At 62.9% G+C, this 20,018-nt stretch carries 20 protein-coding genes; 11 read left to right on the top strand and 9 right to left on the bottom strand.

Annotated elements, in window-relative coordinates; all coding sequences use genetic code 11:
• Positions 1-24: 24 nt before the first annotated feature.
• Positions 25-390 (bottom strand): DUF2267 domain-containing protein, encoded by a 366-nt coding sequence (locus tag IVB05_RS16205; protein ID WP_247785369.1) that lies wholly within the window; start codon positions 388-390, stop codon positions 25-27.
• Between the two features lie 338 nt (positions 391-728).
• Between IVB05_RS16205 and IVB05_RS16210 the strand changes: the two genes are divergently transcribed.
• From IVB05_RS16210 to IVB05_RS16220, 3 genes are read left to right on the top strand one after another with little or no spacing between them, the layout of a single operon-like run.
• Positions 729-2,360 carry a helicase HerA-like domain-containing protein gene (locus IVB05_RS16210; protein WP_247785370.1) on the top strand — a complete coding sequence of 544 codons (1,632 nt, stop codon included), beginning with the start codon at positions 729-731 and terminating at the stop codon, positions 2,358-2,360.
• A 35-nt stretch (positions 2,361-2,395) separates the two neighbouring features.
• Positions 2,396-3,718, top strand: a complete 1,323-nt coding sequence (locus tag IVB05_RS16215) for a glycosyltransferase family 87 protein (RefSeq protein WP_247785372.1) — start codon at positions 2,396-2,398, stop codon at positions 3,716-3,718.
• A 17-nt stretch (positions 3,719-3,735) separates the two neighbouring features.
• On the top strand, positions 3,736-5,136 hold the full coding sequence (locus IVB05_RS16220) for a M20/M25/M40 family metallo-hydrolase (protein WP_247785374.1): 1,401 nt from the start codon (positions 3,736-3,738) through the stop codon (positions 5,134-5,136).
• Positions 5,137-5,361: 225 nt separating this feature from the next.
• On the opposite strand, the gene IVB05_RS16225 is transcribed toward IVB05_RS16220, so the two are convergent.
• From IVB05_RS16225 to IVB05_RS16235, 3 genes are all read right to left on the bottom strand, one after another.
• The gene (locus IVB05_RS16225; RefSeq protein ID WP_247785376.1) at positions 5,362-6,345 is read right to left on the bottom strand and encodes an NAD(P)-dependent oxidoreductase; all 984 of its coding nucleotides are present in this window, start codon (positions 6,343-6,345) and stop codon (positions 5,362-5,364) included.
• Between the two features lie 32 nt (positions 6,346-6,377).
• Positions 6,378-7,157: a class II aldolase/adducin family protein gene (locus tag IVB05_RS16230; RefSeq protein WP_247785378.1), complete on the bottom strand. Its 780-nt coding sequence runs from the start codon at positions 7,155-7,157 to the stop codon at positions 6,378-6,380.
• Positions 7,158-7,270: 113 nt separating this feature from the next.
• On the bottom strand, positions 7,271-8,920 hold the full coding sequence (locus IVB05_RS16235) for a glycosyltransferase family 39 protein (protein ID WP_247785379.1): 1,650 nt from the start codon (positions 8,918-8,920) through the stop codon (positions 7,271-7,273).
• Between the two features lie 347 nt (positions 8,921-9,267).
• Between IVB05_RS16235 and IVB05_RS16240 the strand changes: the two genes are divergently transcribed.
• Together IVB05_RS16240 and IVB05_RS16245 are read left to right on the top strand one after the other, a co-directional pair.
• Positions 9,268-10,128 carry a DUF308 domain-containing protein gene (locus tag IVB05_RS16240; protein WP_247785380.1) on the top strand — a complete coding sequence of 287 codons (861 nt, stop codon included), beginning with the start codon at positions 9,268-9,270 and terminating at the stop codon, positions 10,126-10,128.
• 182 nt (positions 10,129-10,310) lie between these two features.
• Positions 10,311-10,724 carry a MucR family transcriptional regulator gene (locus tag IVB05_RS16245; protein ID WP_247785385.1) on the top strand — a complete coding sequence of 138 codons (414 nt, stop codon included), beginning with the start codon at positions 10,311-10,313 and terminating at the stop codon, positions 10,722-10,724.
• Positions 10,725-10,841: 117 nt separating this feature from the next.
• Here the strand turns inward: IVB05_RS16245 and IVB05_RS16250 are convergent, their stop codons facing one another.
• Complete coding sequence (locus IVB05_RS16250; RefSeq protein WP_247785387.1) at positions 10,842-11,270, bottom strand: SufE family protein; 429 nt, start codon at positions 11,268-11,270, stop codon at positions 10,842-10,844.
• Between the two features lie 81 nt (positions 11,271-11,351).
• Positions 11,352-11,771: a DUF5330 domain-containing protein gene (locus tag IVB05_RS16255; protein ID WP_247785388.1), complete on the bottom strand. Its 420-nt coding sequence runs from the start codon at positions 11,769-11,771 to the stop codon at positions 11,352-11,354.
• A gap of 422 nt (positions 11,772-12,193) precedes the next feature.
• Between IVB05_RS16255 and IVB05_RS16260 the strand changes: the two genes are divergently transcribed.
• The 3 genes from IVB05_RS16260 to IVB05_RS16270 are packed head-to-tail and all read left to right on the top strand — an operon-like array spanning position 12,194 to position 15,094.
• Positions 12,194-14,002, top strand: coding sequence for an ATP-binding protein (locus IVB05_RS16260; RefSeq protein ID WP_247785389.1), 1,809 nt, complete (start codon positions 12,194-12,196; stop codon positions 14,000-14,002).
• A complete protein-coding gene (locus tag IVB05_RS16265) occupies positions 13,995-14,714 on the top strand; it encodes a peptidoglycan-binding domain-containing protein (protein WP_247785397.1) in 720 nt (239 codons plus the stop codon). The genes IVB05_RS16260 and IVB05_RS16265 overlap by 8 nt, the downstream gene beginning before the upstream one ends.
• Before the next feature lie 35 nt (positions 14,715-14,749).
• Positions 14,750-15,094 (top strand): DUF1491 family protein, encoded by a 345-nt coding sequence (locus IVB05_RS16270; protein WP_247785399.1) that lies wholly within the window; start codon positions 14,750-14,752, stop codon positions 15,092-15,094.
• 47 nt (positions 15,095-15,141) lie between these two features.
• Here IVB05_RS16270 and IVB05_RS16275 read toward each other — a convergent pair whose 3' ends face one another.
• Complete coding sequence (locus IVB05_RS16275) at positions 15,142-16,119, bottom strand: DUF2336 domain-containing protein (RefSeq protein ID WP_247785401.1); 978 nt, start codon at positions 16,117-16,119, stop codon at positions 15,142-15,144.
• Between the two features lie 245 nt (positions 16,120-16,364).
• On the opposite strand from IVB05_RS16275, the gene IVB05_RS16280 reads away from it, so the two are divergent.
• Positions 16,365-16,565, top strand: coding sequence for a hypothetical protein (locus IVB05_RS16280; RefSeq protein ID WP_108513071.1), 201 nt, complete (start codon positions 16,365-16,367; stop codon positions 16,563-16,565).
• 16 nt (positions 16,566-16,581) lie between these two features.
• Positions 16,582-17,355, top strand: a complete 774-nt coding sequence (locus tag IVB05_RS16285; RefSeq protein ID WP_247785404.1) for a hypothetical protein — start codon at positions 16,582-16,584, stop codon at positions 17,353-17,355.
• A gap of 392 nt (positions 17,356-17,747) precedes the next feature.
• Here IVB05_RS16285 and IVB05_RS16290 read toward each other — a convergent pair whose 3' ends face one another.
• On the bottom strand, positions 17,748-17,984 hold the full coding sequence (locus tag IVB05_RS16290; protein ID WP_247785406.1) for a hypothetical protein: 237 nt from the start codon (positions 17,982-17,984) through the stop codon (positions 17,748-17,750).
• A 380-nt stretch (positions 17,985-18,364) separates the two neighbouring features.
• On the opposite strand from IVB05_RS16290, the gene IVB05_RS16295 reads away from it, so the two are divergent.
• On the top strand, positions 18,365-18,991 hold the full coding sequence (locus IVB05_RS16295; protein ID WP_247785407.1) for a hypothetical protein: 627 nt from the start codon (positions 18,365-18,367) through the stop codon (positions 18,989-18,991).
• Between the two features lie 153 nt (positions 18,992-19,144).
• Here IVB05_RS16295 and IVB05_RS16300 read toward each other — a convergent pair whose 3' ends face one another.
• Positions 19,145-20,005, bottom strand: a complete 861-nt coding sequence (locus IVB05_RS16300) for a LysR family transcriptional regulator (RefSeq protein WP_247785408.1) — start codon at positions 20,003-20,005, stop codon at positions 19,145-19,147.
• Positions 20,006-20,018 lie beyond the last annotated feature (13 nt).

The raw sequence follows: 20,018 nt of genomic DNA on the forward strand, positions 1-20,018 counted from the left end.
GAATGTGCTCACCATGGTGCGCATTTATGCGAACTGGCTGAGGCCCGGCGTCCCTGAAATGATTTCGCCCATTTGATCCGCTCCGATTTTGTCGCGGCCGAACCTGAAAAGTTCACGCGCCACGTTTTGAATCTCGCCCATGCCCAGGCCAAGCGCCATCAGCCTGGTGCCGACCGCCATCAAACCTCCGCCCATCAGCCGCGAGAATCCGCCATTGCTGCTGTTCGCTGCAATCGCAGCCTCGGCACCCGGAATTTGGTCGATCAGGGCCTGAACCTTGTCGGAGGGCCCCTCGTTGCGGAGAAAACCCAGAACGATTCCGATGGTCTTTTCAGCGACAGCGCTATCGATGCCGGCCTTGAGGGCCAGCCGTCCAATCAATTCGTCCATATTTTGCCCCGTCCCCAACCGGTTTCACCGGGTCGTCTGCTTGTAAATTGATCTTGAGCGCCTGCGATCTGAAATACAAGCGATCCCGGCACATCAGGACGATGTGGTTCTCGATTCGCGCGGCGAGTGTTGCAGCAATGCAAGAGTGAATGCCGGATTCATACAGAGTTATTGCGCTGCGCCCTCGATTTTTCTGCCGAAGGTCGGAAAAAAGTATGAGACGCCCGGTCCTTGGTGCGCTGCGAGCGTGTCGCTGACGGTTTCAATCAGCGGACAGGATGCGATATGATGGTGTGACTTGACACCTAGAGCTCCCCGATGCGCGATGAGGCGATGTGATGGCGACCCCCGATAACAAGACCGCCGATACCGACGAGAAGATTTTCATCGGTAAGGGCGAACAGACGGCCTGGCTGGCGCTCGCGCTTGCCAATCGGCATGGCCTTGTCACCGGAGCGACGGGGACCGGCAAGACCGTGTCGCTGCAGGTAATGGCGGAAGGCTTTGCACGCGCCGGTGTTCCCGTGTTCGCAGCCGATATCAAGGGCGACCTGTCCGGAATTTCCGAGGTCGGCGAGGCCAAGGACTTCATCCTCAAGCGCGCCGGAGAGATGGGCTTCAATTTCCAGCCTGACCAATTCTCAACGGTGTTCTGGGACGTGTTCGGCGAGCAGGGCCATCCGGTTCGCGCCACGGTCACGGAGATGGGGCCGTTATTGCTGTCGCGGATGCTCGATCTGAACGACGTGCAGGAAGGTGTCCTCAATGTCGCATTCCGTGTGGCGGATGAAAACGGCATGCCGCTGCTCGACATGAAGGATCTGCGGTCGCTGTTGGATGCGATCGTTCCCGATGGCCGCAAGAAGGGCCCGGATGCCGAGGAAGATCCGTTTGCCGAGATCCGAAAGGTCGCGCAGGGCTACGGCAATGTCAGCAAGGCAACCGTCGGGACCATCCAGCGCCAGCTTCTGGTGCTGGAAAACCAGGGCGGAACGAAATTCTTCGGCGAGCCGGCGCTGGCGCTGAAGGATTTCATGAAGACCGACAGCGATGGTCGCGGGATGGTCAACATTTTGGTTGCCGACAAGCTGATGGAGAGCCCCAGGCTCTACGCCACCTTCCTGTTGTGGTTGCTGTCGGAACTGTTTGAGGAGTTGCCGGAAGCCGGCGACTTGCCGAAGCCGAAACTGGTGTTCTTCTTCGACGAGGCGCATCTGTTGTTCAACGACGCGCCGAAGGCGCTGATGGACAAGATCGAGCAAGTGGTCCGCCTGATCCGCTCCAAGGGCGTCGGCGTCTATTTCGTCACGCAGAATCCGATCGACGTGCCGGACAAGGTGCTGGCCCAATTGGGTGGCCGCGTGCAGCACGCGCTGCGCGCCTTCACGCCGCGCGATCAGAAGGCGGTCAATGCGGCGGCGCAGACCTTTCGGCCCAACCCCAAGCTCGACACTGCCCGCGTCATCATGGAACTCGGCAAGGGTGAGGCGCTGGTGTCGTTCCTCGAAGGCGGCGGCACGCCGACCATGGTCGAGCGCGTCATGATCCGGCCGCCGACGGGGCGGATCGGGCCGATCACGCCGGAAGAGCGCAAGGCGATCATGAACAAGAGCCCGGTCAAGGGCAAATACGACACCGCGGTCGATGCCGAATCCGCCTATGAGATGCTGCAGAAGCGTGTGGCCGGAACGGCGGCGCCCGCGGATGGAGTGGATGGCGGCGTTGGCGCCGGCGGCGGTGGAATTCTCGGACAGCTCGGTTCGATCGTCGGCACGATCTTCGGCACCAACGTCAAGCGCGGCAGGATGTCGACCGGCCAGGTCATTGCGCGAGACGTTACGCGGTCCGTCACCAACAAGGTGGTCGGCGGCATTGTCGCCGATCTCGGCAAGTCGGTCGGTGGATCGCTCGGCAGTTCGGTCGGGCGCGCGCTGGTGCGCGGCGCGCTCGGCGGATTGCTGCGGCGCTAAAGCTACGATTTCCCTCTGACCTCCGGAACGAGCGCGTGCTGAGATATCCGTCGCTACGAAGACCGCTCGATATTCTGTTTCTGGTCTGCTGCATCGCGCTGACGGCCAACGTGCTGGTCCCGGAAATCTGGGGCAACGGCAAGTCCAAGGATTATCCGCTGTGGTTCTGGGCGGGGCAGCAGGTGTTGCAGGGCGGGAATCTCTACCCTGACGATCCCGCCACCTATTTCGACTTCATCTATCCGCCGCTCTCGGCGGTGCTGCTCGCGATCCCGAGCTGGTTCGGCAAGATCCCGCTTTATCTGTGCCTGTCGTTCCTCAATATCGTCGCGTGGTGGATGACGGCGCAGTTCTCGCACGCGATGGCGGGATCGGGGCGCAAGCCCGGGCCCTGGCTGGAAGCGCTGCCGGGTTTTGTCACCGTCACCTTCGTGTTCGACATGTTCGACCTCGGCCAGCCGAACCTCGTGCTGCTGGCACTGATGCTCTACGGATTCTGGCTGCTGCGCGATCACCGTGGCTGGATGGCGGGAAGCATGTTCGCGCTGGCTGCCGCCATCAAGGTGTTTCCGGTGGCGGTGCTGCCCTATCTGGTGTGGCGAAGACAGTGGGCGGCGGCCGCGAGCATGCTGGTGTTCATCGGCGTGTTTCTGTTCGTGCTGCCGGCGCCGTTTCGCGGCTTCCAGCACAATTTCACGGAGTTGAAGACCTGGTACCAGGGCATGGTGGGGACCAGTTCGGAGAAGGGGTTCGGACAGCGCGACGAGCAGAACTGGTCGTGGGTCAACCAGTCGATCATCGCGGTGACCCACCGGCTGACGCGGCCCGTGAACTACAATCAGGACGACCCGTCCAGGCCCGTGCGGACGATGAATGTCGCTAACGTCGATTTCAGGACGGCGAACTGGATCGTGCTGGCTGTTTCGCTCGCGATCGGGCTCGGTTATCTCGCGGTGATGCCGAAGGCCGCGCGCCGCACGGAACGCTCGGATGCCGAGGAGATCGGCATTCTCTTTTGCCTGATCACCGTCGCCTCGCCTTTGGCCCGCCAGTATTACTTCCTGTGGCTGTTCTTTCCGATCACCGTGCTGGCCCACCGCGCCGCGTATGATCCGAGGCCCGCGGTCAGGACCGGCACATGGGTGCTGCTCGCCGTGGCGGGCGGCTTGTTGTGTCTGTCGCTTCCGTTGTTCCCGATTGACCTGCAGGCCTATGGCAACAATCTCGCAGCCACCATCCTGCTCGCGGCAGGGCTGGTCTGGCACATATTGCATCCGCCTGCTGCGGATGTTGCCTTGCCTCAGGCCGCGGGCGAGCTACAACTTGAGGCCAACAACAAGGCCCACAGCCAAGGGTAACCTAGGGATAGCCAGCCATGTCCAACGCCAAGATCCAGCCGGTCCTCGACCACATCGACGCCGATTTCGACAACAGCCTCGAGCGGCTGTTTGCGCTGCTTCGGATCAAGTCGATCTCGGCCGATCCGGCTTTCGCCGGCGATTGCAGGGCGGCCGCCGATCATCTTGCGAAGGATATCGCGACGCTCGGCTTCAAGGCCGAGGTGAGGCCGACGGCAGGGCATCCCGCGATTGTTGCGAAGGCCAATGGCGGCGCCGGCGGCCGTCCGCACGTGCTGTTCTACGGCCATTATGATGTGCAGCCGGTCGATCCGCTCAATCTGTGGCACCGTCCGCCGTTCGAGCCCGTGGTCACCGACCACGCCGACGGCCGCAAGATCATCGTTGCGCGCGGGGCGGAGGACGACAAGGGGCAGTTGATGACCTTCGTCGAGGCCTGCCGCGCCTGGAAGAAGGTGACGGGATCGCTGCCGGTCGACATCACGATCCTGATCGAAGGCGAAGAAGAAGTTGGCTCGAAGAATTTCGTGCCGTTTATGGAGGCGATCAAGGATGAGTTGAAGGCCGACTTCGCCCTGGTCTGCGACACCGGCATGTGGGACCCGAACACGCCTGCCATCACAACCTCGCTGCGCGGCTTGATGTATGACGAGGTCACCATCAAGGCCGCCAACCGCGACCTGCATTCCGGCATCTTCGGCGGCGGCGCGCGCAACCCGATCCGCGTGCTGACCAACATCCTCGGCGGCCTGTTTGACGACAACGGCCGCATCACCATTCCCGGCTTCTACGACGGCGTGAAGGATCTGCCGCCGGACATCCTGGCACAGTGGAAGAACCTGAACCTCACGCCGGAGTCGTTCCTGAAGCCAATCGGCCTCTCGATCCCCGCCGGCGAAAAGGATCGCCTGCTGATCGAGCAAGTATCCTCGCGTCCGACCTGCGACATCAACGGCATCATCGGCGGCTATACCGGCGAGGGCTCGAAAACCGTGATCCCGGCGGAAGCTTCCGCAAAGATCTCCTTCCGTCTGGTCGAAGGCCAGGACCCGCAGAAGATCAAGAAGGCGTTTCGCGACTATGTCACCGCGCGGCTTCCGGGCGATTGCAAGGCTGCCTTCACCGAGCACTCCAGTGGAGCGGCCATCGCGCTCGACTGGAACATGAAGCCGCTGGCGGCTGCCAAGCGCGCGTTGACCGAGGAATGGGGCAAGGAGGCGCTGCTGGTCGGCTCCGGCGCCTCGATCCCGATCGTCGCCGATTTCAAGCGCACGCTCGGCCTCGACAGCCTGCTGATCGGCTTCGGTCTCGACGACGACAACATCCATTCGCCGAACGAGAAGTACGACCTCAAGAGCTTCCACAAGGGCATCCGCTCCTGGGCGCGGATTTTGGGAGCGTTGGCGGAGGCGAAGTAGCGAGGGATGGGTAGGGTGGGCAAAGCGCCAGCGTGCCCACCATCTATCCGCCGAACTGGTCCTTGAATGGTGGGCACGCTGCGCTTTGCCCACCCTACGGCACAACTCAAAATAAAACGCCGCCCGGGATTGGGCGGCGTTTTGATTCCGGACGTGTAGAGGGTGTATGGCGGGAAGTTTACCGCATCCGTGCGGCGCGTCCATCGGATATTTTCGCGGGCGCCCTCACTCCACCGGGTAGGGGCCCTCGCGAAAAGCGCGATCGTGATAGCCCTTGCTGCCGACCTCGCGCGCGAGTGGGCTGCGGATGTCGTCGTTGGCCCGCAGCCGCGCGATCAGTGCGCGGAAATCATGGCGCGGCTGCCAGCCGAGTTCGGCGCGCGCCCGGTCATTGACATAGACGCGATCGATGCCTGGAATCATCGCCCAGCCGCGCCGTGCAAATTCGGCCTCATGGTCCGGCACGTAACGGCGGACCACGAGCGGCGCGTGGTTGCGTAAGTCCGCCGCGTCGTGGCGCGCGAATGGCGTGGTGGCGCTGATGATGTATTTCGCGAAACCGGCCGCCGGTGCGTGATGGGCCGCCAGCAAATGCGCGCTGACCACGTCTTCGATGTCGACGCGGCGATAGAGGAGCTCGTTGGTTTTGATGTTGGCGTCGGTGTAGGCCTCGCGTACCGCGCGATTGTCGTCCTCTTCGGGAAAGAAGCGCGAGGTGCGCAGCACGATGGCGCGAAGCGCATGATTCCGCGCGAACAGCTGGCACAGATCCTCCGCGGCCGACTTGGTGACGCCATAGATATTTTTTGGCACCGCCGTGACGTCTTCGGTTATCCAGGCCGCCGGCTCGCCCGGCGGCGGCACCAGCGCATCGCCGAACACGCTTGTGGTGCTGGTGTAGACAAACGCCGTGACGCCGGCAGCAGTGGCCTCTTCGAGCAGATTAAGCGTGCCTGAAATGTTGACGTCGACGAAGTCCTGGCGGCTGTGGGTTGCCACGTGCGGCTTGTGCAGCGTCGCAGCGTGCAGCACGGTCGTGACGCCCTTCATGCAACGGCGCACGAAAGTCCGGTCGGTGATAGAGCCTACGTGGTGTGTAAACGCGCCGGGCAGAACATCGATACCAATCGTCTCGCGCCGCTGCGCCTGCAGCGTCCGCACCAGCGCCTCGCCCAAATGGCCGGAACTGCCGGTCACCAGTACCGTCACGCCGCCAAAACCTTTCGCGCGCTAGCCCGGGCTCACGTCTTGTAGCTCGGATCGATGCGATCGAGTTTGCGAAATAGCGGCGGCCACACCAGATTGGTCGAGCGCCGTTCCGCGAAATCGGCATTGCTGAACAGTTGTTCGTTCTTGTCGATGACGGCCTGTTCGACCGGGTAGGCGGTCGGGCCCAGCATGCGGGTGCGCACCTGCATCGTGCAGGCCCGCTCCAGATGGTACATGCGCTCGAAGGCGGAAGCGACCGAGCGGCCGACCGTCAGCGTGCCGTGGTTGCGCAACAGCATGTGGTTCTTGTTGCCGAGGTCCTTCTGCAGCCGCGGGCGTTCGTCATGGTCAAGCGCCACGCCTTCGTAGTCGTGATAGGCGAGGTCATGGGTGACGAATTGCGCGGTCTGGTTCATCGGCAGCAGGCCTTCCATGCAACTCGCAACCGCCGTTCCGTCGGGCGTGTGCAGATGAAGCACGCAGCCGGCGTCCTCGCGCACCTCGTGGATCGCCGAATGGATGGTGAAGCCGGCCGGGTTGATGCTGTATTCGCTCTCGCTGAGCTGGTTGCCGTGTAGATCGACCTTCACCAGGCTCGACGCGGTGATTTCCTCGAACATCAGACCGTAAGGGTTGATCAGGAAGTGATGGTCGGGGCCCGGCACGCGCGCTGAGATGTGGGTGTCGACGAGGTCGTCCCAGCCGTACAGCGCGACGAGGCGATAGCAGGCGGCAAGGTTGATGCGCTGGTTCCACTCGGCATCCGTCATGCCGGAAGGAACTTGCTTCAAGCGAGCTTCGGCTGGCGACATGACGCGCTTTCTCCGGAGAATTGTTGATTTTCGCATGCGAGCCTAGCCCTGCGCCGGATCGGCAGCAAGGCGGACGTCCCGCGTGGCAGTCATGCTATCGCGGCTATGCGCCGTTACGGCGCCGGAATTGCCAGCAGGGTCGAGATACCGCGGCCGCGGATATCGTAGACGCGCGCGAACACGACGTCGTCGCGCTTGATTTCCACCATGACGGGCGCGGTGAGGCCCTTGCAGTAGAACTCGCCCAGCGTCATCGCGAAGTCGGCGGACTGGCTGTCCCAGCCGATCGTGAAGTCGGGGCCGAGCGCCACCTGCGCCGGGCGCTGCGGGCCGCACACCGCGACCTTCCATTTGCGCCCCTGCGGCGGCGATTCCTGTCGCTCGACCAGTTCCTCGCGCAGGCCATCGGACGCCTGCTTCAGTGCCAGCCCCCAATAGTCCAGCATGAACAGGCTGTCGGCGCCGCGAACGGTGCCGACGAAATGATTGAAATGGGTGTATTCGTACGGGTGCAGGCGGATCATCTCGCTGAGCGGCAACAGCAAGCCGAACGAGAACACCGCCAGCGCGGCGGGTTGCCAGCGGCGGTGATTTTCTTTCAGCCAGTTCATGCCCCAGGCAAACGATGCGCCGGCGAGCACCGCCATCGGCGGGATGACGAAAACGAAATGCCGGATACCGTTGTAGAGCGCCGGGCGCTTCACCATCGCGATCACCAGCGGCAGGGTGGCCGCCAGCGTCAGCATCAGGAACATGGTCTTGCGGCGGGCCGAGACGTCCGCACGCGACAGCGACATGAAGGTGCCGACGACACCGGCGAGCAGAAGCGCGAGCAATATTTCGGGAAGCTGCAGCGCGAACAGCGTCGGCAGGTAGGACCACGGCATATCAGGCACCGAGACCAGCGCGCCGTCGAACATTTCCTTCCAGGGCTTTTCGAAGAAGTGCGAGAAATAGGTCAGCGCCTTGAAGGGATGGTCCGCCTCCATGATCGACCACGGCCACACCAGGCCCATGATCAGGTATCCGAACACGAGGCCGGGCAGCAGCACGTATACGACATGGGCGAACCGGCGGATCGCTTCGCGCGAGCCTTGCGTGCGAACGTCATCGATCAGCAGCGGGACGAAGCCCACCATCGCGTAGACCAAAGCCAGCCCGCCGAGAATCCGGCAGCCGATGGAGAGACCGGCGCCGAGGCCGACGATCAGGATGGTTCGCGGCGAGGGCGCGGGATATTCCTCGGCGAGGCGCACCAGACCGAGGATCAGGATCACCATCGAGACGGCAAACGGCGCGTCTTTCGGGTTCATGAACATGTGCCCGTAGAAGGTCGGGCACAGCGCCAGCAGCAGCAGCGTCGCGAGCCCGGCAAGCGGGCCGCCGACGCGCCGCGCCAGCCGCCACGTCACGGCAAGGCCGATCAGGCCGACGACGGCGCCAAGCAGGCGGCGCGTTTCAAACAGTTCGAGCGGAATGACCTTGTGCAGCAGGGCCGCCGCCATGTCGAAGCCGCCGCCATACATGTAGAGATTGGCGAACGACAGCGCGCCAGTGTCCTTGAAGCCGGAACCGTACATCCGCAGCAGCAGGTCGGCATATTCGGCGTGCGTGTAGTCGTCCCAGCCCAGTCCGTAGTCACGGAAGGTCAGACCCGCGACAATGGTGACCACCGCCAGCACCAAGATGGCAAGGTCGTCGGAGGTCCGCTCCACCGAGCGCCGCGCAGGCGTATCGAGGGCAGAAGTCGTGATGGCTGACATGGCGATTGGTAACCCAGCGTCCCCTATGGCCCAACGTGGATGTTCTTGAGCCTCATTCCCCGGGTACCCATATAGCGCAGTTCCATTTCCAAGTAATTGGGAATTGTGGCCTAAATCCCTGATGCAATGCAACAAAAGGGCAGTAATTGGTAGGTAGTAAGACTACGGGTGGCGGGCTGAACGGTACCTGAATGGCAACATGAGCGTCCGCGAGCGGAATGCTGCAACCGGACGACGCCATTGCGGAACCCTGGGCGCAATTGGCGGTTGGCGGTGCACACAATATGACGGTATCGTGGCGTGGGGCGGCTGGCGAGCGTTTCGGGCGCGGCTGAGGGGTTTGTTCGATGATGTTTGTTATGTTGGTCGCCGGGATCGGCCTCGTTTTGGCGGGCCTGCTGGCGATCGGCTTCGGGATCCCGATGGAGTTCAGCACCGGCAACACGCTGATCATCGCCGGCGCGATCGGCGTTTGCAGCGGCGCGATCGTGCTCGCGCTCTGGATGACGGTCCGGGAGTTGAGGAACATCGCGCGGCGGCTCGGCGCTGGCGTCCTTGAAGCGCGCGGTGAGGCCACGGTGCGACCGGTTCCCGTCGCAGCGACGCGAGATTCTGCCCTGGCCAGTGGCGGCTTCCCGGCCGCCGAGCAGTCCGGCGGTCCCGGACCATTCTCTCCAGCGTCACTGCCGCCGTGGCAGAACGAGGCTGTGCTGCGCGATCACCCGATCCCGGAACCGATGCACCCCGAACCGCCACCATCGACTCCGAAACCGAAGCGTAATTTGCTGTTTTCCTCGACATCGCGAAAAGAGCGCGAGCGCGCCCAGGCGCGGACCAGCGAGCCGCTGCCGCCGGACCTGTTGTCGTCAGACCTCCGCTCCAGGCCGCCCACGGTGCCGCCGGTCGAAACTGCCGAACCGCAGCCGGCATCGTTCGAGGATGCCTGGCCGAAGGTGGAACGCGCCAGGTCCGGTGAAATTCCGCCGCCGCGGCGCAGCGGCCGCATGCCCCCGACGCTCGCGGAAGCCAATGGCGGACCGGCGCACACCGAAGATCAGCCGGAGGTGACGGTGCTGAAATCGGGCGTTGTCGATGGCATGGCCTATTCGCTCTATTCCGACGGTTCGATCGAGGCCCAGATGCCGGAGGGGATGATGCGCTTCGCCTCGATCGATGAACTGCGCGCGCATCTCGACCAGCGGCCTTAAAACCCGCAATACTTGCCACGGGGCCGGCTATCGAAAATAAAGCGCCGCCGTTCTTGTCAGTTTCTGGGCATTTCGTTCATATTCGCCGAGTCGTATGAGATTCCGCTGATGTATAGGCGCGGTTGGATACTGTCCGAACCGTATGGCCGACAGAAGCATTCGTGATCCCAAAAGGTTGAGCCATGACCGATTCCGCCGGCAAGACGCCCGTCGAACTGACCGCCAGTATCGTATCGGCCTATCTCAGCAACAATCCGACCCAGGCCTCGGAAATTCCGAACCTGATCAGCCAGGTCCATGCCGCGCTGATGCGGGTGTCGAGCGGCCGCCCCGAGACGCCGCTTGAGCCAGCCAGGCCGGCCGTGTCGGTGAAGAAGTCGATGACCCCGGAATATCTGGTCTGCCTCGAGGACGGCAAGCGCTTCAAGTCGCTGAAGCGCCATCTGCGCACGCAGTACAACATGACGCCGGAGCAATATCGCGACAAATGGGGCCTGCCGCCGGATTACCCGATGGTGGCGCCGAACTATGCGGTGGCGCGTTCGCAGCTCGCCAAGAAGATGGGCCTCGGCCAGCAGGCGCGGAAGCGGAAATAGACTCCGTCATTGCGAGCGACCCGGTCGGCGCGAAGCCTGTCATCGGGCGCGTACTCGCGCGACCCGTTGGCTCCCTTGCGCAAACGCTTCGCGTTTGTCGCAGGCAATGACGGTGTCTTACGAAGCCGTGGCCAGCGCCTCACGCGCGTCGGAGCGGATGCGCTCGACCATGGAGCGCAGGCCGTTGGAACGCTGCGGCGTCAGGTGATCGCGAAATCCGAATTCGTCGAATATGGCAAGCGCATCCGCTGCCAGGATCTGCTGCGGCGTGCGGCCGGAATAAAGCGTCAGCAGGATCGCGATCAGGCCACGCACGATGTGGGCGTCGCTATCGCCCAAATATTTCAGCCGCGGCTCGCCGTTCCCGCTGCGGTCGATCTGCCTGGACAGCCAAACCTGGCTCGCGCAGCCGTTCACCTTGTTCTCGGCGGAATGCTCGGCCTCCGGCATCGGCTCGAGCATGCGGCCGAGTTCGATGACGTACCGGTAGCGGTCGTCCCATTCCTCCAGCAGCTCGAAATTGTCCCTGATTTCGTCGATCGTCATCTTGACCCGCGTCGGTTGCCTTAAGTCCTATATAGGATGCAGATCGGGCGAAAGCGACGGAAATGGAACCGGTTCCGCAGGCTATTTTGAGGCCAACGGCGTCCGCGGCAGCCGCCATTCGATCGCCATATCCTCTTCCGTCAGCGCGTCGGCGGGCGACGTGTTTACGATCACGGCCTCGGCGTCGTCGCCGATCGAACTGGTATGGTCGGGCTTCTTGTCCGGGGCGCTGGGATGGTCGGGCTTGGTGATGATCTTGTACAACTGGCGGGCGCCATCCTGGGCGCGCTGACCGATCGCCGTCGCCGCCTGACCGCCGACTTCGCAGGCCGCCGGCTGGCGCTTGCAGAACTGGCCCATGTCGGAGACGGCCGCGGTCGCGGCCGATACGGCTTCGGAAGCGCCGATCTGCGGCGCCTTTTCCGATTCAGGCGTCTTTTCCCTGGGCAACAGCACGAGCACGAGCCCGAGCCAGAATGCCATACGAAGCAGAAAAAACATCTCGCGACCCCGGTCGTCTCTTATGGTTGTGTTGCGGTTAAACCGCAGCTTTGTTCCTGACTAACAGCCGTCGATAAATCGGAAGTGTTTGCATTGAAGTAAAGCCGCCGAAAATTCGTTGAAAGTTTGAATGATTCGATTCGGCGTAAATTTTCGATTTATGACCACTATCGCGCGAAGAGTTCGCGCCGCTCGCGCATCCACCATTTCGAAACCATAGATCGATCCCGCTGGAAACCTGTCGTTCACCATCCGGGCCGAATGAGCGTCGTGCGAGGCGTGAAACGCCCGCGAATGCACGGTGTTGGTCGGTCGCTCCCGGCGCCTTAGCGTTCGCTTAAGTTCGCTCTGACACGGTGACGCAAAGATTGAGGGGGCGTTCCGGCGCGTCTGTCTGACGAACAAGCCGAAGCGCGAGAGCCGTGACTGTTTTGAGTATCATCCGCGATTGTCTCGATGCTTTGCTGCATCCCTCGGCACGATATGATGCGTTGACGCGCGCGCGTCACCGCGCATTCATGGCGCCGCGGCTGCTCGGCAGCCTGGTGGCGCTTGCGGCTTTTCCGATCTATCTGGCGATGCGCGGGGCGCCCACGGCGCTCGAGGTCGCGGCCTTCGCCTGGCTGATCGCACCCATTCTGTTGTCCTGGTTCCTGTCGCGCACCGGCCGCTACGAAGGCGCGCATATCCTCTCCGCGCTGGCGCTGGCGGGCCTCGTCATGATGGTTGCCATAACCACCGGCGGCATCGAATCATTCGCCGCGGTCTGGCTCATCGTCGTTCCCCTGGAAGCCGCGTTGTCGGCCTCGCGCCGCGTGGTCGCGTTCGCCTCCGCGCTGGCGCTGTCATGCGTCGCCTTGCTGATCGCGCTCGGACATTTTCACTTCCTGCCGGTGCCGGACTCGAACGCGGCCCTGCGCAGCGTCCTGATGGGGGCTGGCGTCGCTTCCGCGACGCTCTATGCGGCAGGATTGGCCGTCAGCGCCGAATCGCTGGCGCGCACTTCCGTGGCGTTGCTCTATGTGGAGGAAGACCGTTATCGCTTGCTCGCGCGAAACATGAGCGACGTGATTTCGCGTCATAACCGCAACGGCGCCGTGGAATTCATTTCGCCAGCGGCGGAAGCCATGCTCGGCACGCCGGGCCCACGGCTCACCGGCCATGGCCTGTTCGACCGCGTCCATGTCGTCGATCGTCCGGCCTACCTCACGGCGCTGTCGGATGCCGCACGCGGCAGCGAGCAACGCGTCGAATTCCGTCTGCGCCGCGACGCGGTTCGCGGCCAGAACATTTCCGCGGATTTCATCTGGGTCGAGATGCGTTGCCGGCCGCTCGAGCAGGGTTCGCCCGAGGCCGAGGTCGTCGCCGTGATGCGCGACGTCACCGACCGCAAGGTCCAGGAGCAGGCACTCGAACTGGCGCGCACCGCCGCCGAGCAGGCGGATGCCTCCAAGACGCGATTCCTGGCGACCATGAGCCACGAGCTGCGCACGCCGCTGAACGCCATCATCGGCTTCTCCGAGATGATCGTGCACGAAGAGGCGATGATGATCGACGCCGCGCGCCGCAAGGAATATGCGCAGTTGATCAACGATTCCGGACAGCACCTCTTGTCGGTCGTCAACGGCATCCTCGATATCTCCAAGATGGAAACCGGCAATTTCGAAATTTCGCCGGAGCCGTTCGCACCGCGCGCGGCGCTCTTGCACTGCTGCAACTTGCTGGCGCTGAAGGCGCGAGACAACGGCGTCGATCTGATCACCCGCGCGGCGGAGGACTTGCCCGTGATGAACGGCGATCCCCGCGCGTTCAAGCAGATCGCGCTGAACCTCGTCGCCAACGCCATCAAGTTCACCGAGCGCGGCGGCAGCGTGACGGTTTCCGCCGAGGTCGAGGGCACAAGGCTGATGCTGTGTGTCACCGATACCGGGGTCGGGATCGCCGTCGAGGATCTCGCGCGGATCGGCGATCCGTTCTTCCAGGCCGGCAAGACCTATCAGCGCAAGCACGAAGGCACCGGCCTTGGTCTGTCGATCGTGAAGGGCCTGGTCGGATTGCACAATGGCGAGATGAACGTGCAGAGCACGGTCGGCGAGGGCACCACGGTGTCAGTTGCCTTGCCGCTTGACTTTGCGCCGCTGCTGACGCCTTCAAACAACGTCGCGACGCTGATACCGGCGCTGCGACCCGGATCACAGGATCAAGTCCATCAGGTGAAGAAACGTGCCTAGGCGTATTGACGACGATGACGAGATGCCGCGCCGCCGCCGTCGCGGCGCGAAGGCGGCTGCGATTGAAGTGGAGGAACAGCGTGGCCTTGTGATGCGCATCCTCCTGCACAGTCCGAAAGACATGATCGCGGCCTTGCTCGCCGCTGCCGCGATCTGCGCCATCCTCGCCAATGCGCTGTTCCTGCAGGCCGGACGCCATCCCTCGCCGATGTTCGGCTCGGTGGTGACGCTGCCGGCGCCGCAAGCTGCCGTCGTGAGCCCGCTGCCGCGCCCGCGCCCGGTCGAACTCGCCTCAGAGCCGCCGGAAATCAGGCCGGTCGAGGTGAGGGGCGCTGATCCCAAGCACGTCGAGATCAAGAGCGCCGATCCGAGGGGCGATTCCAGGAACAGCGATTCCAAGAATCCCGACCCAATGGCCAATCTGGTGGTCAAGTCGACCGGTACACCTACCGCGGCGCCCGCGAATGTGGCGCGTCCGCCCGCGCCGATTCCAGCCACCGCGCAAAGCGCCGGCGCGCGCCGCGTGGCGGCGGTGCAGCGCGCGCTCACTCAGTATGGCTATGGCCAGTTGAAGCCGACCGGGGCGGTCGGTTCGGACACCCAGGCCGCAATCTCGAAATTCGAGCGCGACCGCAAGCTCCCGGTGACCGGCCAGATGTCCGATCGGCTGGTGAAGGAGCTTACGGCGATGATCGGCCACCCGATCGACTAGCTTCCGGCAACACGCCAGCCTATACCGTCGCCACCATGCGATTGAAATCATCCATCTGGGTGGCCGCTTACCTGCGCCGCTGCCAGACCGAGGGCGTGTTCGGCGCCGTGCGCAAGCGCGGGGCGGAGGAGGCGGGGGCGGTGTTCGTCAAGGTGGCGCTGCTCGACGGCAACGCCATGCTGTATTCGCCGGCGCCGCAGACGGTCTATGACGAGAGCCGCCCGGCCGAGCGCTTGTTCGCGCCGGCTTCACCGCAGCCGGTGCCGGAGCAATCGGTGGAAGAACGCCTTGCCAAGGAACTCCGCTTCGATCCCGACGCCTGGATCGTCGAGACCGAGGACCGGGCAGGGCGGCATTTTCTGGATCTGGCGAAGGCCTGAGCAGAGCGTCGCGTCAGGAAAGCGCGTCAAACAAGAATCGCCGCGCGCTAACGCTTCGAACCGTCGGTACCGGTGCGAACGGCCGGCGCAGTTCCGGGCTGCACGGCGGGGCGGGTTTGCGACGTCGTGGCACGCACGCGATGGCGCTCGTCGTCGTAGAGCGCAGCGCGGTATTTGGCGCGGGCGACAGCCATGGTCGAGCCGCGCCATGCGGCCAGCATCACGAGCGCGGATTGTTCGCTCAAGTGGTCGTACAGTCGCGACAAGCGATAAACGTTGTGCACGGATGATCCGAATTCGGGATTGAGGAACAGCAGCACGCGCTGGAATGCGGCGCTCGGCATGTCCAGTGCGCGCGCGGCGCAGGCCAGCGGCTCGCCGCCGGGATCGTGCACCACCTGTTCGGCAATCCGCTGCGGCAGGATCAAGGCTTCGCCGATTTCGAGCGCAAAATTCTCGGTGTCCTCGGCGAATGCGGCCATCTCCAGGATATGGAGCGCGCGCGCGGCGCGGGCTGCGGGAATGCGCGGCGAGGCTTTCAGCGGCGTGTCGGCGAGATTGTGCAGGATCAGCGCGCGCTCGCTGGCGCCTGCGGCAAAGAACATGTCGCTGATTTCGGCGGCATCGTTGGGCCGCATCGCCAGGCTGGACGCCATCCGCAATTGCGCTTCGGTCGGCGGCTTCACCGTCGGCGTACTGGTCGGAGCATCGGCAATCGCTGCTGCGACCGGAAGGATCTTGCCGGGGGGCGAGCGCCGCAGCCCGAGCTTGTCCATGATCTCGGCCGGCGTTGCCGGATAGATCGCGAGCCGCGCCCGCACCGCGGCGCGGGTAGCGTCGTCGACCTGGTCGATCAGGCGGGACGTCAGTTCGATGAACTGCCGCTCCTCGTCGGCGGAATGGGCGCTGGTCTGGACATAGAGGTCGGTCAGCACGCGCAGCAAGGTCGGCCTGATATCGACCCCCTCGCGGCGCGAGAGCGTCATCAGCCCGTCGAATCCCGGAAACAATGGAGTTGCGGTCATGTCAGGTGTACGCGACTTCGGTAATCCCTCGCGTCAGCCTACGCACGGCACTTTAAGAGTTGGTTAAGGAAAACAGCCCGTGAAGAAATCCGATAAAATGCGAGCTTTCGGCGGGTGCCATGAGCCCCGGGCACCCGTAACTGTACCGCCTGCACAAATTAAGATGCCGTTAACCACGTTCTGTTCTGAATAATGGCATGTCGCTGGCCAGATCATGTCCGTGCGGCAACCAGAGAGAACGGAACATGGGCACCATCATTGAATTTCCGGCGGATGCGGCTTCGCGGCGGCCGGGCTCAACCATGGATGGCGCTCCACGCGATGGCCTGGGAACCGTGCTGATCCTTCCCGTTGTCCGCATCGAACGTGCAGCCGGCGAAACCGGCGACGGGCGCGGGCCGGAAGAGGGGACGGCGCCCGGTCGCCGTCGCCGTCGGCGCCCCTGAACGACGGACATTTGAAATGCCGGAGCTGTGCCTCCCGATCCGGACCACCGGGCTTCGGTCACTCCCGGCTCTCATGCTGCTGGTGGCTAGTGTTGTGCTCGGCGGCTGCAGCGGCGGCGATTTCGGCCGCACCCGCGCCGATATGCGCAACGATGACATGCATCGCTGGCTTGGCGCGGAGGCGACGGCAAGCGTCGGCCTCAAGCCGTCGCACTTCCAGCTCACCGAAAACGAGCGGCAGCTTCGCGATCTCGCCTATCCCCTGATCGAACCGCCGCACTCGCGTCCCGCCTGGAAGAGCGTGTTCGGAGATTACCAGCCGTTGCCCTCGCCGTGGCGGCAGAAGGTGGTGTTCGACCGCACCACCTACGGACGCGCTTTGATCGACGAGCCGCACCGCTCGCACACCTCGCGTTATCAGCAGTTGATCGAGGACGTCCGCAACGACATCACGAGGTTCGAGCCGTTCTTTGCCTCCGCCGCGCGCGTCATCGAACTCGACCGCAGACGCGGCGCCAGCCTGACGATGGTGTCGGAACTGTCGCCGCGCGAACAGGCTGATGCGGTCGCCCGCATGGAAGAGAACACGCTGATCGTGCAATGGGTCCAGCAATGCCTGGAGCGGCGCATCTCATCGTATCGCTGGGCGCTGGAGCGACTGGTGATTCAGGCACCTGACACGATCGCAGCCGATGCCGACCGCCTGATCGGCGAACTCGCCGCGCAAACCGCCAACCCGCCGGTCGCCGCCCAGCCTGTGATCGGGCGTGCCGTGACGGTGAAGGGTTAAACCAGGGCGTTACTCATAAATCTGGCAATGTCCGGACTACGCTCAGAAGCGGACATCTGGGCAGGTCTTCAGCGAGTCTGCTTTGTGCCAACTGCGGAACTAGGGTTTATCGGGTTCAGCTTTGTCCGCTTTATCGGAACAATTCAGTCTAGGGTCTGGATAGCTTGGACACGGCGGCCACTCTCGGAAGTTGGCCCTAACCTGCCGGGATTTCTCCGCCAATCCGTAGCTGACCCACAATGCCAAACAACAGACGCCGCCGCAGATCAGGCTGGTCGCGATCACGAGCGCAAAGACAACGCGCCGACCTTTTGTCATGCATCCAAGTGACATCGGGTTCTCGTGGCTATCGTCACAGCCATGCCCTATGGGGACATCGTTTTCCGTCGCGCTCAGCTCATGATCTGGTTCGGAAGAACAAAAAATGGCACGTAGATGAGCGCGAGCAGCGCGCCTATCAGCAAACACTGAAACGCAATCACAAACCAGAACAGAGATGGGCTCTCGTATCTCAACAGCACTACGCCCATGCCCATTTGTATTTCCATCTTTTGCAGACTGTTGAATAGCTTGAACGACATCAACGCGAACGCGAGGAAAACGGGAAGAAGCATGGTGAGCACCTGCATTCGCGTTCCCTCCCTAATCCAAAGGCGCGGCTACGGCTTTGATTGCCTTTGACTTAGGAATTTTACCCAAAATTGTTAAGTAACTAAGTTCCCGATCAGTCGAAATTTACGATTTCTAGAGACCGTTTCGGGTCAATCGCGTCGGTTTGACGGTCGGCCAGCTACTTCCGGACTACCCTGAACAACGGACATCATCAGAGCGAACCGGCTGGTCCGTTTCGTGCCAAAAGGCGACAGCGGCTGACGACCCAACCATTTCCGCTTTGAAATGATCGAGGCGCTGGAGGCTTTTGAAGCCAGGTACTGACCGCATTATTGAGCACGAACGTCAGGCAAAAAAAGCCTCGTTGAGATTGCGGCCGGTTGCGGTAGGATGAAGTATGCGTTTCCTATCCTCCGTTCTATCGCTGTTCGTCCTGGTCGGGACGTTGTTGTGCGCATCTATCGTCATCGCTCCTGCGGAGGAAAGTTCAGGAGTTAATCTCCAGCAGGAGGCACTGCGCGAATGGCACTTTCTGGCCAATGGACGAACGGAGTTTGAAATTTCAGACCCGGCTTTGGTGCCGAGGCTGCTGGTGATCGCGGCCGAACAATCGGGCTGTGACTACAAGCTGGATATGAAGGCATCCCCGGTTCGTTTTGTTCGTTTTGAATACCGCCGCTTTGCCATCGTGCCGTGCTGGGGATTTTCAGGATCGCATGAGCTGTTCGAACTCACAAACCTAAAAAAACCAAAGCTGATAGTGTTTCCGGTCTTCGCCGCCGAAGGGGGCTTCAGTACGTCGTCCAGACCGGGCGTGCTGACGTGGAAAAAAGAGACTGGAATCCTCGAAGCCGAATCATCATCGGACATGGGATGCACTGGACGGGGCCGCCACACCTATCGACTGAGCCGGACACAGCCAGGCTTGGTGCTCACCCGCGTCGAAATCAACAAAGACGATTGCGGCAAGAACGAGTGGAACACGATATGGGAAGCCCCGCCATGGCATGAATTGACCCGCTAGATTGACGGGCAGCCACGCGCGTATCCACGCTTGCAACGCTCACTTAACTGGAAGTCCGCTTTACCCGCCGTCAAAAGGCGAAATTCCGGAGTGAACAGCGCATGTCTGCCTTTGCCACAAAAGCAGACATCTCTCGTCTTATGAGTGCACGCCCTAGCGCCCGGTCTTGCCCGCCGATTTGACGCGGCCCGCTCTGGGCCGCTGCCGCTGCAGTTTCGCGATAAAATTCTGCAGCACCTCCGACGGCGGTCGTGCCGCGCTGTAAGCGAGTCCCACCTCGCGCTTCACATCGACGTCGATCTCGCGCACGGCGACATCGGTGTTGGCGCGCGCCACGCCTTCGGGAACGATGGCAATGCCGACGCCGGCGGCCACCAGCGCCATCGCCCAGTCTTCGGATTCGGCGATCGCCGCGGGCTGGCGTGACGCCGGTGCGGCGCGGCCGAAGAATTCGCTCTGCTCGCAATGACAGCGATCGACCATGGCGACGCCGGCGAGGTCAGCGGCGCGGAGCCGCTCCTTCAGAGTCAGCGGATGCGACGGCGGCAGGGCTGCGACGTAGCGCTCGACCCAGAGCGGAACGAAATGCTCGTCGGCGCGCAGCAGATTTTTGGAGACGATCCGCGCATCCGAAGGCTCGTCGACGCCGACGAGGCGGAGCGCGATGTCGGAAGTCCCGGTCAGCGGCTTCAGCAGCGCAATGGTTCGCGGCCGGTCGAGCGTGCGCATCAGGCCGAGCGTCAGCGCATTTCGCGTCGCAGGTTTCCGGAACAGGTTTTTTGCGGCGTCCGCTTCGTCGATGATGCGGCGGGCCACGGCGTGGAATTGTTCGGCCGCTTCCGTCGGCGCCATGCCCTTCTTGTGCCGGATGAACAGCGTCGCTCCGAGTTCGGCTTCCAGGTTGGTGATCGCCGCCGAGATCGAGGGCTGGGAGATAAAGCAGCGTTTGGCAGCCGCCGTCAGGTTGCGCTCCCTGAACACGGCCGCGAAATAACGGAGTTCGCGGATATCCATAGTCTGTTCCTAT

The sequence above is a fragment of the Bradyrhizobium sp. 170 genome, from assembly GCF_023101085.1.
Classification (GTDB): Bacteria; Pseudomonadota; Alphaproteobacteria; order Rhizobiales; family Xanthobacteraceae; genus Bradyrhizobium.